The sequence below is a fragment of the Oceanobacillus massiliensis str. N'diop genome (assembly GCF_000285495.1).
GTDB classification, from domain to species: Bacteria; Bacillota; Bacilli; order Bacillales; family Amphibacillaceae; genus Oceanobacillus; species Oceanobacillus massiliensis.
Genome location: NZ_HE610978.1, coordinates 8,778 through 23,419, shown reverse-complemented (window position 1 = coordinate 23,419; position 14,642 = coordinate 8,778). Strand labels below are relative to the sequence as shown.

Annotated in this window: 14 protein-coding genes, 1 pseudogene, 2 riboswitches and 1 other annotated feature; of the genes and pseudogenes, 1 reads left to right on the top strand and 14 read right to left on the bottom strand. The window is 40.2% G+C overall.

Annotation, left to right across the window (positions count from 1 at the left end; all coding sequences use genetic code 11):
• Positions 1 to 6: 6 nt before the first annotated feature.
• The 7 genes from OMHG_RS09925 to OMHG_RS18320 form a co-directional block, all read right to left on the bottom strand.
• Positions 7 to 1,371, bottom strand: a complete 1,365-nt coding sequence (locus OMHG_RS09925) for a TrkH family potassium uptake protein (protein ID WP_010650563.1) — start codon at positions 1,369 to 1,371, stop codon at positions 7 to 9.
• The gene (locus tag OMHG_RS09920) at positions 1,371 to 2,027 is read right to left on the bottom strand and encodes a potassium channel family protein (RefSeq protein ID WP_010650561.1); all 657 of its coding nucleotides are present in this window, start codon (positions 2,025 to 2,027) and stop codon (positions 1,371 to 1,373) included. The genes OMHG_RS09925 and OMHG_RS09920 overlap by 1 nt, the downstream gene beginning before the upstream one ends.
• Positions 2,028 to 2,116: 89 nt before the next feature.
• Positions 2,117 to 2,260: riboswitch (cyclic di-AMP (ydaO/yuaA leader) on the bottom strand.
• Positions 2,261 to 2,608: 348 nt separating this feature from the next.
• Complete coding sequence (locus OMHG_RS09915) at positions 2,609 to 3,607, bottom strand: tryptophan--tRNA ligase (protein ID WP_010650559.1); 999 nt, start codon at positions 3,605 to 3,607, stop codon at positions 2,609 to 2,611.
• Positions 3,608 to 3,658: 51 nt separating this feature from the next.
• Positions 3,659 to 3,912, bottom strand: a binding site (T-box leader).
• A 165-nt stretch (positions 3,913 to 4,077) separates the two neighbouring features.
• Entirely contained in the window at positions 4,078 to 4,290 is a 213-nt protein-coding gene (locus OMHG_RS09910) for a DUF6366 family protein (RefSeq protein WP_010650557.1), read from the bottom strand.
• 23 nt (positions 4,291 to 4,313) lie between these two features.
• Entirely contained in the window at positions 4,314 to 4,841 is a 528-nt protein-coding gene (locus OMHG_RS09905; RefSeq protein ID WP_010650556.1) for a P-loop NTPase family protein, read from the bottom strand.
• Between the two features lie 93 nt (positions 4,842 to 4,934).
• On the bottom strand, positions 4,935 to 5,120 hold the full coding sequence (locus OMHG_RS09900) for a hypothetical protein (RefSeq protein ID WP_010650555.1): 186 nt from the start codon (positions 5,118 to 5,120) through the stop codon (positions 4,935 to 4,937).
• Positions 5,121 to 5,156: 36 nt separating this feature from the next.
• Positions 5,157 to 5,303 carry a hypothetical protein gene (locus OMHG_RS18320; protein ID WP_154648231.1) on the bottom strand — a complete coding sequence of 49 codons (147 nt, stop codon included), beginning with the start codon at positions 5,301 to 5,303 and terminating at the stop codon, positions 5,157 to 5,159.
• A gap of 191 nt (positions 5,304 to 5,494) precedes the next feature.
• On the opposite strand from OMHG_RS18320, the gene OMHG_RS09895 reads away from it, so the two are divergent.
• Entirely contained in the window at positions 5,495 to 6,361 is an 867-nt protein-coding gene (locus OMHG_RS09895) for a protein-glutamine gamma-glutamyltransferase (protein WP_010650552.1), read from the top strand.
• A gap of 119 nt (positions 6,362 to 6,480) precedes the next feature.
• Here the strand turns inward: OMHG_RS09895 and OMHG_RS09890 are convergent, their stop codons facing one another.
• From OMHG_RS09890 to metK, 7 genes and pseudogenes are all read right to left on the bottom strand, one after another.
• Positions 6,481 to 7,041 (bottom strand): histidine phosphatase family protein, encoded by a 561-nt coding sequence (locus tag OMHG_RS09890; RefSeq protein WP_010650550.1) that lies wholly within the window; start codon positions 7,039 to 7,041, stop codon positions 6,481 to 6,483.
• 234 nt (positions 7,042 to 7,275) lie between these two features.
• Positions 7,276 to 8,739, bottom strand: a complete 1,464-nt coding sequence (locus OMHG_RS09885) for a glycoside hydrolase family 32 protein (protein ID WP_010650548.1) — start codon at positions 8,737 to 8,739, stop codon at positions 7,276 to 7,278.
• 345 nt (positions 8,740 to 9,084) lie between these two features.
• The gene (gene speB / locus OMHG_RS09880; protein WP_010650547.1) at positions 9,085 to 9,942 is read right to left on the bottom strand and encodes an agmatinase; all 858 of its coding nucleotides are present in this window, start codon (positions 9,940 to 9,942) and stop codon (positions 9,085 to 9,087) included.
• A complete protein-coding gene (speE, locus tag OMHG_RS09875; RefSeq protein ID WP_010650546.1) occupies positions 9,935 to 10,789 on the bottom strand; it encodes a polyamine aminopropyltransferase in 855 nt (284 codons plus the stop codon). Before speE ends, speB begins: the two co-directional genes overlap by 8 nt.
• The gene (gene speD / locus OMHG_RS09870; RefSeq protein WP_202594350.1) at positions 10,790 to 11,209 is read right to left on the bottom strand and encodes an adenosylmethionine decarboxylase; all 420 of its coding nucleotides are present in this window, start codon (positions 11,207 to 11,209) and stop codon (positions 10,790 to 10,792) included.
• Between the two features lie 12 nt (positions 11,210 to 11,221).
• Complete coding sequence (locus OMHG_RS09865) at positions 11,222 to 12,721, bottom strand: aminotransferase class I/II-fold pyridoxal phosphate-dependent enzyme (RefSeq protein WP_237566179.1); 1,500 nt, start codon at positions 12,719 to 12,721, stop codon at positions 11,222 to 11,224.
• Positions 12,718 to 13,904, bottom strand: a pseudogene (gene metK / locus OMHG_RS09860) (methionine adenosyltransferase). Before metK ends, OMHG_RS09865 begins: the two are co-directional and overlap by 4 nt.
• Before the next feature lie 91 nt (positions 13,905 to 13,995).
• Positions 13,996 to 14,116, bottom strand: a riboswitch (SAM riboswitch).
• Positions 14,117 to 14,642: the final 526 nt, after the last annotated feature.

Genomic DNA, 14,642 nt, shown 5'->3' with positions numbered 1-14,642 from the left:
TACAAATTACCCAATAATTACCTTTTCCTTTGGATAATGATAATTTTCTTTTGTTTCTTTACCTCTTATTAGGAATAAGAATGAAAAAATTCCTATTCTGCCCACAAACATTAAAAATATAATAATGCATTTTCCAGCAGTACTTAATTCCGGAGTAATCCCCAGAGATAAACCTGTTGTTCCGAATGCTGATGAAACTTCAAATGCAATCTCGATCAGGGAAAATGGTTCAATATAAGTAAGTGTAATAATTGCAATCATACATAACATGGAAGCAGTTGTAATAACCATAAATGAACCAATAACATCTTCCTGCTCTAATTCCCGTCCAAATACCTTAATTCCAGTTCTTCCTTTGGCAAAATTATAAATGGCAAGCAGCATTATAGCGAAAGTAGTTGTTCTTATGCCGCCCCCTACACTGCTTGGCGAGGCACCGATAAACATGAGAAAGCACAACACGATAAGTGTGGGTGAAGAAAACTCACCTACGTCCATGGTAGCAAGCCCTCCATTTCTCGTCGTCACAGATTGGAAAAGACTAAAAAATAGCCTTTCGTGCCATACCTTATCAGCCATAAACCCATTCCATTCCAATAGAACGATTAGAATGGCACCAGCTGCGATAAGCGCAAAAAAAGTAAGTGTGGTCAGCTTTGTAAACAGGGAAAAGCTATTTCTTGGATTACCATCCAAATGGTCTCCTCGCATGTAATTTTGCAATTCAATTAACACCGGAAATCCGATAGCTCCTAATGTCAATAGTATAATATTTACAAATTGAACGAAATAATCGTCTGCAAAGAGCTCTAAGGATGACCCCGTTATATCAAATCCAGCATTTGTAGTAGCACTTACTGCACCAAAATATCCTTGCAGTAAACATTCTTGCCATGAATCAAAATAATTCATGAAATAGGCACTCAGTATAACAGTACCGATCAATTCAATTAGAAGAATGGTTTTTAGGATCTTTAAAATTAGCTTAACGGAGCCCGCTAAGGAAGCTCGGTTATGATCTATTTGAATTAGCTGTCTTCCTCGCAAACCTATTTTTTTCCCAAGTATTACCCAAACTATCGTTCCGAGGGTCATAATTCCAATACCGCCAAATTGCATCACAAAGGTAAGCGCAATCTTACCTGCAGTATTAAATGTTTCAGGAGTGGAAACAACAGCAAGTCCCGTAACACTGATGGCACTCACTGCAGTGAACATGAGGTCAATAAGCGATAGTTCTTCACCTGCATGATGAAGAAAAGGCAGACCCAATAATACTACTGAAAATATGACAGCGACAATATAAAATAAAACGATAAGTCGAATCGTTGATAAGTAGGTAAGCTTAAATCTCTTTAAAGATATTTTCATTAGAATCCCTTATCTTCAAAACGTTTCAAGTCATTTACTTGGCCCATCACAACCAATACATCCCCTTTTGAAATGATATCTTCCGGCATAGGAGAAACATTGACCGTTTCATCCTGTTTAATGGCAAGTATTGTACAACCATACTTTGCACGGATATCCAATTGAATCAAAGACTTCCCAGACAATTTTTTAGTTGCGATTAATTCAACAATGCTATAGTCCTTGGAAAGCTCTATATAATCTAATAGTTTTCCAGAATCGAGTTGATTGGCAATTCGCACACCCATTTCCTTTTCTGGCTGTATAATCCGATCTGCTCCAACCTTTTCAAGTATCTTCTGATGATGCAGATCTCTTGCTTTAACCCAGACATTGCTTACCCCCATATCCTTGAGAATCAAGGTACACAGAATGCTGGATTCGATACTGTCTCCTATCGCAATGATGGCGTGATCGAAGTTTCTTACTCCATAGTTCTTTAGTACGCTTTCGTCTGAAGCATTTGCAACGACAGCATAATAGGAATAATTAGAAGCAAGTTTAACTCTCTCTTCTTTTTTATCAATGGCCAGTACTTCATGACCCAGCTCATGCAATTGTTTACAAACACTTCTTCCGAATCTGCCAAGCCCTATTACGACTACTTGCTTTTCCAATACACATCCTCTTTTCTAAGTAAATTCCAAAAAGAAAAAGACCATCAGAAATAAGATTGGTCTTTTGGCTTTTGCCATTGACCCTTCTCTCGAAAACTATTCAACGCCTACGAGGTTAGCTGTCGGATTAGGGACGGAGAGTATCCCTTCTTACTCAGGTAAGATTCACCCCAGATAGATTATATCTATCAAATATGGTTCCCCCGCTCAAATAGATTAAGCGAATAAAGGCTCAGATAATTTTTTAGTTAATGAAGGCTCTTTTCGTATGGTGAGTGAAAATCCGCTAAAAGCGAAGCAGACAACCATACCGTCATTTGTAAAATAATGGACAATTACTGATAGCATTGATTAACTGGGCTACTATTCAACTCACAGTTTTGATTATCCGTCGTATATAACAATCCTTTAGAAAACAGCTTCAATTAATCACAAAATACTCCCATTTTACGTCTTTGTCAATCACTTATTTTAGTTGTTAGAGCCGTGCCGGATGGAAAGGTCATTCTTCTGCGCCTTCCGATAAGTCACTTTCATAGACTGAAATCTAATCACAATTTAGAACCCGGTTCCTGCTGAACTTATGAATAAAATCCTATTTTACGCTTAATTTCTTTTAAGAATGGAACACTCATTTCTCTCGCTTTATCTGCTCCTTCTTTTAATACCTTGTCAATTGTTTCCGGATTTTCCATAAGTTCTTTATATCTCTCCCGCGGCTGTTCCAAAAATCGATTCATAACATGGAATAACTGCCCTTTCGCTTCTCCCCAGCCTACACCTGTCAAAAATTGCTGTCTCATACTTTCGACTTCTGCCGGAAGTGCAAATTCCTTATAGAGCATAAAAATAGTTGATTTATCCGGATCTTTCGGAACCTCTGGCGGCAACGAATCCGTTTTGATTTTATTTATTAGCTTTCGCAATTTCGCCTGCTCACTAAAAATTGGAATCGTATTATGATAGCTTTTACTCATTTTCCTGCCATCCAATCCCGGCAAAACTGCAGTATCTTCCTGAATATTATAATCTGGTAAAACAAATGTTTCTCCGTACTTACGGTTGAAACTTTCGGCAATATCCCTGGCTATTTCTACATGCTGTATCTGGTCCTTTCCAACAGGAACAATTCCTGTCCGGAACATTAAAATATCCGCTGCCATCAATATAGGATAGTTGTATAAGCCCATATTGACCCCGTAATCTTTATCCTTTTGCGCTTTTCTATTGTTATCTGCAATGGCTTTATAGGCATGGGCCCTATTCATCAATCCTTTGGATGCAAGGCAGCTCAATATCCAATTCAATTCAAATATCTCCGGGACATCGGATTGTCTATAAAAAATCGTTTTCTCCGGATTAAGTCCAAGAGCCAACCAAGCAGCAGCTATTCCATAGGAGAAGGAGCGGAAGTCTTCAGAGTCAATGGTTTTAGTTAGGCCATGATAATCAGCCACGAAATATATTGGCGAATAATCTTCCTCTACAGCAAGCTCCAATGCCGGCTTAATGGCTCCAATATAATTACCTAAATGAATCTGTCCCGTAGGCTTTATTCCAGTCAAAATCGTCTTTTTCATACTACCCCTCCATTGATAAAATCTATACAAAAAAGGATTACCCATCCCAAAAATAAGGACGAGTAACCCGTGGTGCCACCTTTATTCGTTTACATATGTAAACGCACTTAGCCATACCGAAACAGTACTTGGACTTGCTTCGATACTTGGTCTCTTTTAACGGTAAGACATTCCGCTGAACCTACTCATCTCTTTCAGTTCAGAAGCTCAAAAGCCCATTCAGCAATAATTCCGTACTGGTTCTCACCAACCACCAGCTCTCTTGACCGTTCTTATAGCCTACTATTCTTCATCATCGCTCATTTGATATTGAATTAATTCTATGTTATCGAAAATAAAAGGTCAAGGCTAAATTTAAAGTGCCTATCATTAAAATATTCTGGCTCATACCATAGGACAGTTGCCAGGACTATATTTCTATAGATTATTCTCAACGAAAAAAGAAACCTCTGCTTACATTTCCTTATTCCTTATCGAAAGAAGAGAGAGTATAAGAGCAATCCAACTATTATTGCAGCAATAATTAACCCAGTACCTTTCCAGCCCAAACCTCCTACCAGATCAGCAAGATTGCCGCTATCAGCACTGTTAAAGGCATCGCCCGCATTACCAATTGGATTTTTTTTCAATTCTTCTTGCCTTAATCTTTCCCTTTTCTGTTCGGGAGCCTCTTTTTCGTTCACACAATCTTCCCCCTTTGTTTAAACTATCGATTATTTGCTTTGAAGAGTTCCGTTATACCGTTATTATTGGTAATAACAGCTGTCTTGTCATGGAGCATGCCATACTTGCTGAAGAAATTAACTTTTCCCACCTCTTCAAAATGTCGGTTCCATTTAAACATTTTAAAAAATATTGCTAATGTTGGTCTATAATTCGATTTCTCTAGCCGTAGTTTTTGTTTGAAAAACCGTTTGATAATCCGATAAGTTCTTAAAGAATACCTTGTATCCAAGAAAATAATCAGATCTGCTTGATGAAAACTATTGCTTACCCAATCTTCATTATGGACCCCTTCCATTATCCAGCTAGGAGATTGTATGATTCGAAATAGGTGCTCATCTCTTTCTTCTTCAGATCTTCTTTTGTCCCCGGAATTACACCTTCTCCAAACCACATTATCCAATTCGTAATATGGTATCTCCAGCATAATAGATAATTCTTTTGCCAAAGTAGTTTTGCCGCTTCCGACAGAGCCGATAATATGTATTCTTTTCGGTACAGTACTGTTCATAAGACCACCTGAATCTATCATTTATTTGCAAATCCGCGGACAAAATAGGCTTAATGAATAATAATCGAAATTATCATTGATTAAGCCAGCTAGCTATAGTTCATTAATCCGCTTTTCTTCGCTATGAAAGTAATAAAAGCTTATTTCAAATATTATAAAACCCAGCACCAGACTAGCCAAAAAAGGGTGGGTTGATTCAATCAGCAACGTAACGATAAACGTCAATCCGAATCCAGCCAGTCCTGCCATTAGTGGATACAGCTGCTGTTTTCTTTTCATTGCACATTCCCCTTTACATAAATCAATGGTTACTTATTATACGATTGCATAACTTAAAGGTTTCAAAATTTTTATACTGACAGGATGATTAGCAGGCGTTATTCTGATTGTAATCAGGAAGTCTGGAACAAGTGTAGGGTGCCAAATATGAACATCAGCATTTTTCTTGTGAACATCAGCCATTTATTTGTGAACATCAGCATTTTCCCCGTGAACATCAGCATATTCAATCAAAATATCAGCATTTTCGTCGCGCCAATCAAGACAACATTTCATAATTGGTCTATATTCCGGCCCTTTAACATTTTGGTGACAACTGAATAGATTGGGTAGTAACACAAGTGATCCTTTAATGGTGAGAGTGAGGGAATTAAATGATTGAAGTTTCAGGAATCAGCTTTAGCGGAGACAATTTGTTTGCCCCTGGCAGCATTGAAAGTATCATTATCCGAAACATGAAAGAAAGCGTAACGGTTTACGCTTATCAGTCCAAAGATGAATTAATGTTTGAAATTGAACTCCGAAAAAATATAATAGCTAGTGCAAGAGCCATGGAGCAGAGTGATATGCAATTCGCCAATTTTGCAAATTCAAGATGTAATCCGATGTATTGGGATTTGACAGATGCGGGAGGCTTCCAGCTGAAGCCTAATGTATTGCCATCAGAAGCAATTCTGGATATTTACCGAAACAGTTACCTATATGCATTTGAATGTGCTGTGGCAAATGTTATTATTTATTACCATGCGCTTTTAACAAGTATTGGCTTACAGCTGTTTAATGATCTATTCCAAGATCTCTATTTATACAGCTGGCATTTCGACCCTGATTTTGGAATAAGAAGCCTGCATTCGAATCATTTTTTGCCTGGAGATGTCGTATATTTCAACAATCCCGATTTTGACCCGGCAGCTTCATGGTGGCGTGGAGAAAACGCAGTTGTTATGGGCGATGGAACCTTTTTTGGACATGGGTTAGGCATTATGACTGCGGATAGGATGATTGAGAGTTTGAATAGCATGAGAAAGGCAGGCAGTACGCAATCAGCCTATCTGGCAAATGTTGTAACGAGTCCATCCTTCAGACATCTGGCAAATCTTTCTCTGAATATGCGTGGGCTTCAATCACGTAAAATTCCGTATATCGTTATCCACCATAATGAAAGTTCGATTTCCTGCAGTCAATATCTATTCTATTTGAATATGGCGTACAATCCGGCGGCATTTCGAAATCCTTTTTGATCTATTGTGAGATGGATAAGGAAAACATTTACTTTCATTTAATTAATAGTCGGGTAAGCTCCATATTAACAATAAGCTTTTGCTTCATTTGATCTTTCTGAACGAATAGATTGTATGTCTTAATCTTGCTTCCATAATCGCTCGACAAACAAAAGTTTCCTTGCCTCGAATGTCAATTTATAGACATCAAGCATTGTCAAATTTCTCCAGAAAGTGTAATCAAATCTGTCATCAAAATAATTCATAATCAGAACCATTAAATTACCATGCATACCAATTACTACATTCTTGCCCATATACCTTTCCAGCACTTCAAAAGTAGCTTTTATGCCTCTATCTTGCGCAGTGTCATTAGACTCTCCGCCCTTCCAGGAAAATGCCGGATTGGACCAAAGTTTCGAAACAGCGAACTGGAAATCGTCAACGCTTGTCTCAGACAGTTGTCTTTCTCTAAAATCTTCCATAACTATTATCTCTTTATCAACCGATTCGGCAACCGCCTCAATCGTTTGAATGGCTCTTTTATATGGGCTTGAGATTACGGTGTCTATCCGCTGTCCGAATAAACACTCAGCTACCCTTTTTACATCAGCAATGCCACTTTCAGACAACGGTCTGTTTATCTCATCTGGCGTATAGATAGAATGTGCATGCCTTACAAAATATAAATTGGTTTGCATTGGTCACGCTCCCCTGACAATTAGTCAATGATAAAATATGAAATAATTATACTATAAACATGAGTTTTGCTCATGAAAGAGATTATATTTTTTATTGATCAAACGTTTGATCAATAAATGGAATAGTTAGTAAATTAGGGAAATCAAAATAAAAGAGGACAGATTCTGCGGATTAACGAATCTGTCCTTCTTTGATTTTTTTATATTTCCATTGTCTTGTTCACATGGTTCGTGTTAAAGGCACTTTAATTTTTTTAACTCCCATTTCTTTACATCCATTGTGAGACTGCCATTGGCATAAAAGTTAATATCCTGCTCATTCGGATAGTCAAAAATCCTTGCTGAGAATACTTCTTCTCCCTCATTCACAAACACTTCAATTGATGAAGTGTCTTTATAAAGCCGAATGCTCCTAAGTTCCTCCAGCACACAATACCTTTTCTCGAATGCATGGTTGTCAGCAAGGTCCATCCGCTGCAAGGAAAAGGTGTTAGTCGATTGATCATAGCTTAATTGATTATTTTGCCCGATTTTAATGGAGAAAACATCCGGATTTCCAGATTTGATAGTCACTTCCAATTCAAAAACACTCCCTTGAATGTTAGGCAATGACAGTTCACCTTCATGCACAGGTACGTCCTCATACTCTATTTGATTTTCACGCAAGCTTTCAAGTTCCACCACAGGGTACTGCAATAGTTTGCCATTTTTCCATTCCAGCTGTCGTGGAAGTGTCAGAGTGTGTATCCACTCATATCTTGTAGTGGGATGAATTGACTCTCCCTCCTCTGCATTTCCCATCCAGCCTATCAGAAGTCTTCTTCCCTTGGAATCCATCATCGTCTGAGGGGCATAGAAGTCAAAACCTCTATCCAATTCTGTGAAAGGGCCATGCTGGAACGATACATTATGATAATCTACTTCCCCTGCAAGGTAACCTGCATGAAATATATTATTAAATTCGTAGCCTCTTGGAGTTAGGCCCTGTGGGCAGATAATTAGGACTTCATGGCCGTCGAGCTCAAATAAGTCCGGGCATTCCCACATATAGCCGAAATCGCCGAGTCCATTATGCCCGCTTCCTGCAAGCGGGCCCTGAAAGCTCCAGCTTTCAAGGTCAGGAGAAGTATATAATACTGCTTCCCCTTTCCCTTCTGAAGTCTGTGCACCAATTACCATATACCATTTCCCTGCTTTATAATAAACCTTTGGGTCGCGGAAATGAGGTGTATAGCCTTCAGGCACATGAATGATGGGTCCTTTTTTCTGAAAATTGATGCCATCCTCAGAAACAGCTATACACTGATAGGCTTCTCTGTTTCCTTCCTCATCCATAACATTTCCTGTATAAAATAAATACAGCTTGTCTTCGTGAACAACCGCACTTCCAGAATAGCAGCCATTTATGTCATACCATTGATCGGGTGCCAGGGCAATCGGGAGCTCTTTCCAATGTACAAGATCATCCGAAACATAATGTCCCCAATACTTGATCCCATGTTTTGTTTCAAAAGGATTCCATTGATAAAAAATGTGATATTGCCCCTTGTAATAGGCAAAACCATTCGGATCGTTCAACAGTCCGATTTGAGGCATCAAATGATAATGCAGCCGATATGGATCATCTGCTACCATATTCTGTATTTCTTTTATTCGATTGTTGATTAGCGTTTCAATTTCAAAAATCGTTTTTGTCATTAAAAGAAAGTCCTCCTTAAAAAATAAGGTCGGCCAGAAATGCATAGTGACCAATCGTTTTGTGTTTATCTTCTTTGTGATATTTTCTGGACAATACGCATCTTATTTTTCCATTACCGTATTCCGCCTTAATTAAACTTAAGCTATTCTCTAAAAATCCCGAGGGTTTGTTGTAACTGCCGGGAAAATAGCAGCCTGTATTTAGTATCTTCATTTCTAATTGTAAGTATATATACTTCTGGTGGAAATATGCCCAGTTCTTCGGTTCTTGGTATTTCTATTATCATACGGCGTTTTTGAACCAAAAAGTCCACCATCATTCAGTCAAACGGTGGACTTTTTGTCCTATGCTGTAAGTGTCAGTAAGAGTTCCCTTATTGTTTTGCACGCAATAGCAGTCGATGCCCCTGATGGATCGTATGGTGGAGACAATTCAACGACATCGGCAGCCACAATCTGATTCAGCTGCTGCATCTGTTCGATCGCTTTCAACAGTTCCCGGTAGGTTATGCCGCCCGGTTCCGGGGTTCCAGTTCCCGGGAATATGCCCGGGTCAAGAACATCCAGATCAATCGTGATATAGACTGGCACATCTTTTAGCTCTTGTATCTTTTCCATTAATGTTGCAAGAGAAAAACGCTCCAGATACGTATGGGTCCCAGCCCATTCAAATTCTTCCTTCAGACCGGAACGAATTCCAAACTGAAAAATCCTTCCGTCTCCAAGAAATTCATGGCAGCGACGAATAACCGATGCATGGGAGAGCTTTTCACCCAAATAGTCCTCTCGCAAATCCGTATGGGCGTCGATATGAATCAAATGCAAGTCTGGATACTTTTCATATGCTGCTTGAATAGTCGGCAGACTCACCAAATGCTCTCCACCCACCATCAGGAATTTTTTTCCGTCTTGCAATACTTCCCGAGTATACGCATGGATCTGATCCATTGCTTTGGCCGTATTTCCAAGCGGCAATTCCAAGTCACCGCCATCAAAGATTGCTGCATCTTCCAGATCCTTATCCAAATAAGGGGAATACGTTTCAAGACCAAATGAATCTGGTCTGATTTCCTGCATGGCAAACCGTGTCCCCGGCCGAAAACTCGTTGTACCGTCAAAAGGGACACCAAACAGGACTATTTCTGCTTCTTTATAAGAACTTTCACAGCCTATAAAAGTACTTAGATTCAATGATTTATTCATCGCGTACAAGTGCCTCCTTGACGTAATTCGGCAAAGCAAATGCTCCCCGGTGCAAGTCCGTGTTATAATATTTCGTCTCCAGGCCAAATTTATTCCACGCTTCTGCTTGCAAATCCTGCAGTGGATCATAGGACTTGGAAGCAAATCCGAACAGCCAATGGCCAGAAGGGTATGTCGGCATATGATATTGGTAAACATTTGTAATTGGAAATATTGCTTTAATCTTTTGATGGGCCTTTTTCATGTTGGCTGCATATTCGGCGAAATATGGTGATTCATGCTGATTTATCAAGATGCCATGTTTATTCAGTACACGATAGCATTCCTTATAGAACTCCGTTGTGAAGAGTCCTTCTCCAACGGAAATAGGATCTGTAGAGTCTACAAGAATCAAATCAAAGGACTGATCGGGTGTATTTCTTACATATGCAAGGCCATCCTCAAAACGCAGCTCCATCCGGCTATCTTCTTCTATACCACTTGCAGTAATCGGCAAATATTCCTGGCACAGACGGAAGACCTGCTCATCAATTTCAGCCATGACCACTTTTTCCACTATCCGGTAACGTAATACTTCGCGGGCCGTTCCGCCATCTCCTCCGCCAATGATCAGGACACTTTTAATTCCAGGGTTCGTGGCAAATGCCGGGTGGACAATCATATCATGATAGATGAATTCATCCTTTTCATTCACCATCATCAAGCCATCAAGCGTGAAAAAAGTGCCGAACTCATTACCCTTATAAAAATCAATCTGCTGAAACGGGGTTTTTTCACTATATAATTGTTTATCATATGCGATGGAAAATTTAGTTTCACCGCTCCATTGTTCCGTATACCAGTTCATTTAATTAACACCTTCTAATGCTTGTTTGACTTTTACTTCTTCGATTTCCTGCTCTGCAAATTGACGGATTTTATCTACCATTCCACGAGGCACTTCAAATGATTCTGTTTTTTTGGCCTGCAGTTTCTCAGAAAGATAGTCTGCCGCTTTCCAAGGATTCACAGAATCACCGCAAGTGTAGACATCAACAGAAGCAAAACCATATTCCGGCCATGTGTGGATTGTCAAATGCGATTCAGCAATAATCACGGCTCCGGAAACTCCATATGGATTGAAATGATGGAAAACCGACTCCACTATAGTTGCACCAGAATAGTCTGCCGCTCCGCGCATAAACTTCTCAATCAAGGCGTTATCTTCAATAATTTCGCTTGGGCAGCCATAATATTCAATCAACACATGTCTCCCTAATGCTGTAATTTCCAATCCCATCTATACATTCTCCTTTATAACTGTAATATGATCCGCTTCTTTGGTTTCCGTCAATACATTTCCCAAGGTCTCACAATAATAATGATACTGTTGAATGACTTCCTTTGAAATGATCTCTCCGGGAATGACTAAAGGTATTCCAGGCGGATAGATCATCAATGTATCGCCGCTGATCCTGCCGGCTGCGTCTTCGATTGCAATCGATTCCTGTTCTGCGTAGAAGGCATCGCGTGGATTCAAAACAAGTTCATTCACCAGATCGGCCGTTACATTCGTGGACATGACCACCATCTGCTTTCCAAACCGTCTTTCAATTTCTTTTAAGGCAAAAACAAGTCTATCAATCGATTCTTTTGAGTCGGAACTGGTTATTACTGCCATAATGACATAGCCTTCTGCCAATTCCACTTGAATGTTATATTTTTCTTTTAATAGTTTATAAACTTCAAATCCTGTTAAACCTATCCCATTCACTCGGATGACTAATTTTGTCCAGTCATATGCTTGATTGTATTGATTCTTCACATAAGATGCTTTTAAAACTTCAAAATTAGATGCACATTCGATAGTTTTGATTGCCTCTTCAACAATTGGCTTTAATTCGTCGTATTGCTTACTGCCATATAGGACTAGCTCTCTTCTCGCTACATCCAACGAGCTCATCAGCAAGTAATTCGCACTTGTTGTTTGCAGCATGTTCAATGCCTGCTGAATCTTTTGAGGCGGGATTCTATCATTCTGCAAAAGCAGTAATGAGCTTTGCGTCAACGAACCGCCGGTCTTATGCATGCTGATTGTTGCTGCATCTGCCCCAGCCGATATTGGATCAGCCAGATCACCAGGCATAAAACCAAGGTGAGCACCATGTGCCGCGTCAACAATAACCGTTATATTCCTTTCGTGAGCAAGACGGCAGATTTCACTTAGATCTGTCATGGAACCAAAATAGGTCGGATACGTAAGCAGCATCACTTTTGCTTCTGGATGCATGTCGATTGCTTTTTTAACCTTCGATACTGAAACATTATGGGATATGCCAAAATGGTAATCGATTTCCGGCTGAATGAATATCGGATTTGCCCCACTGAGAATAATCCCTTCCATTACCGACTTATGGGCATTACGAGGCACCAGCATTGCTTCTCCCGGTTTACAAACAGCAATGATCATTGCCAGGATCCCGATTGTTGTACCATTGACGAGAAAAAAGGCATGGTCTGCACCAAAAGCGGCTGCTGCCAACTTCTGTGCTTTCTTAATGACGGATTGCGGATGGCTTAATAGATCAAGTTCTTCCATTGAATTCACATCCATACGCAAGGTCATTTCCCCTAGAGCCTCTTTTAAGGGATTCATTTGCGCCCCCATTTTATGTCCTGGTACGTCAAACGGTGTGACCTCCTGCTCGGCATAACGTACCAATGCAGCAAATAAAGGCATCTCATTCTGTTCTCCCAATGTCTTTTTGCTGGCAACAAGGTCATGGACATTGTTCATCATTGTCCGACTCCAGCAAATGCAGCCGTTTCAATTGCCTGATGTAGTTCCTCCACCTTATCGGTTCTTTCCCAAGGAAGATCAAGATCGCTTCTGCCAAAGTGCCCGTATGCGGCAACTTGTTTGTAACGAGGCTTGCGGAGGTTCAGCATGTCAATGATACCGCTTGGCGTTAAGTTAAAAACTTTTCGTATGGCAAGTAGCAATTGCTCATGTGTCACCTTTTCCGTATGAAACGTTTCAAGTGAAATGCTGATCGGTTCACTTACTCCAATGGCATAGGATAACTGAATCTCACATTTCCCGGCAAAACCAGCTGCAACAATATTCTTAGCTACATAACGTGCAGCATATGCCGCTGACCGATCGACTTTCGTACAATCTTTACCAGAAAAAGCCCCACCGCCATGTCTGGCAGCTCCTCCGTACGTGTCGACAATAATTTTACGTCCAGTTAATCCCGCATCACCATGCGGACCGCCTACCACGAATCTTCCTGTTGGGTTGATTAAAGTACGAAATGTTTTGTTTAAACGAAATTCCCTTGCCGTTTCCTGTATGATATTTTCGATAACATATTTCTCAAATTCTTTTTATTAAAATCCCCATCATGCTGAATGGACATCAAAATCGTATCTATTCTAGGCGCATCAGGGACCGTATAATCAATCGTTACTTGTGATTTCATATCGGGACGTGCCCATTTGAAGCTGCCGCTTTTTCTTAAAGAGGAAGCTTTTTTTACCAAGGTATGTGCCATTTCAATCGGTAATGGCATCAGACTATCTGTTTCATTTGTTGCAAAACCGAACATGATACCTTGATCACCAGCTCCAATTTCCTTCGTATCGCTTGATGAATTTACCCCCATGGCAATATCTGGTGATTGTGTGTGGACGAGAACCTGTACATCGCAAGTGTGTCCATCAATTCCGAACTGATCATTCGTATAACCAACTTCGATCAATGTGTCACGTGCTATTTTTTCAATATCCAAAGTCGCTGTAGTTGTAATTTCTCCACCCACAATGATGGTATTGGTTGTGTTGAATACTTCGCAGGCCACCCTGGAAAAAGGATCCTGCTCAAGTGCTGCATCCAGAACAGCATCAGAAATCTGATCTGCTATTTTATCCGGATGTCCTTCCGATACAGATTCAGAAGTAAATAAAACCTTCTCTGCCAATTCGAAAACCTCCTAAAAATTTCCTTTTTTAGGCACAAAAAAAGCTCTCCTACAACCTAAGGAAAGCTTCGATTAAGATCAGCTGCTTATCCTCTTATTGTTCACAGAACCGGAATGCTCTGTGCTCAGGTTGGGCACCATATTCGGATTTTGATCCAGATTGGTTTGCCACCGTTTCTTCGACCCCTCGTCTCAACGGCTATTAATAAGATAGACTTTATTCATGCTGAGGACAATGTTAATCGAAATCGAATAACATGTCAATTTATTTTTTTAGGCTGTTTTCTCAAAGATTGTTGTTTTTCATAAAATATATAAACTGCGACGTAATAGCAATTCCCGATTTTCGCTACGGGCAGTCGCTTTCCGCGGGCAACGCTTCAGCTTCCTCGGAAGCAAGCCCGGCTTCCTGCGGGATCTTCAGCCGTTGCTTTTCCCGCTGGAGTCGACTTCCCTGCGCTCCAATCAATCAGCTTAACAATTGAATAACAGTAATTCGATTCAGAAAGCTAAATCTTAGCGGAGGAAATACACGAAGACTCCTGCGGGAAAGCGAAGACGCTAAGACCCCACTAGATGCACCTGCGTTTTCCAGTAACGCTTCGTAGCTGGCTTCCTCGGTGCAAGGGAACAAAGAAGTAAACGCAAGTAGTACCCTGGCTTAGCGCGAGCCCGCGGAAAGCGCAGTGTATTTCCGGAGCGGAGGTTACCACACCATAATTTCTACAAACAATTGAC

Coding starts and splice junctions, on each gene's coding strand:
- OMHG_RS09925 (WP_010650563.1), bottom strand. CDS start 1,371: ATGAAAATATCTTTAAAGAGATTTAAGCTTACCTACTTATCAACGATT.
- OMHG_RS09915 (WP_010650559.1), bottom strand. CDS start 3,607: ATGAAAAAGACGATTTTGACTGGAATAAAGCCTACGGGACAGATTCAT.
- OMHG_RS09905 (WP_010650556.1), bottom strand. CDS start 4,841: ATGAACAGTACTGTACCGAAAAGAATACATATTATCGGCTCTGTCGGA.
- OMHG_RS09900 (WP_010650555.1), bottom strand. CDS start 5,120: ATGAAAAGAAAACAGCAGCTGTATCCACTAATGGCAGGACTGGCTGGA.
- OMHG_RS18320 (WP_154648231.1), bottom strand. CDS start 5,303: ATGGCTGATGTTCACAAGAAAAATGCTGATGTTCATATTTGGCACCCT.
- OMHG_RS09895 (WP_010650552.1), top strand. CDS start 5,495: ATGATTGAAGTTTCAGGAATCAGCTTTAGCGGAGACAATTTGTTTGCC.
- OMHG_RS09890 (WP_010650550.1), bottom strand. CDS start 7,041: ATGCAAACCAATTTATATTTTGTAAGGCATGCACATTCTATCTATACG.
- OMHG_RS09885 (WP_010650548.1), bottom strand. CDS start 8,739: ATGACAAAAACGATTTTTGAAATTGAAACGCTAATCAACAATCGAATA.
- speB (WP_010650547.1), bottom strand. CDS start 9,942: ATGAATAAATCATTGAATCTAAGTACTTTTATAGGCTGTGAAAGTTCT.
- speE (WP_010650546.1), bottom strand. CDS start 10,789: ATGAACTGGTATACGGAACAATGGAGCGGTGAAACTAAATTTTCCATC.
- OMHG_RS09865 (WP_237566179.1), bottom strand. CDS start 12,721: ATGATGAACAATGTCCATGACCTTGTTGCCAGCAAAAAGACATTGGGA.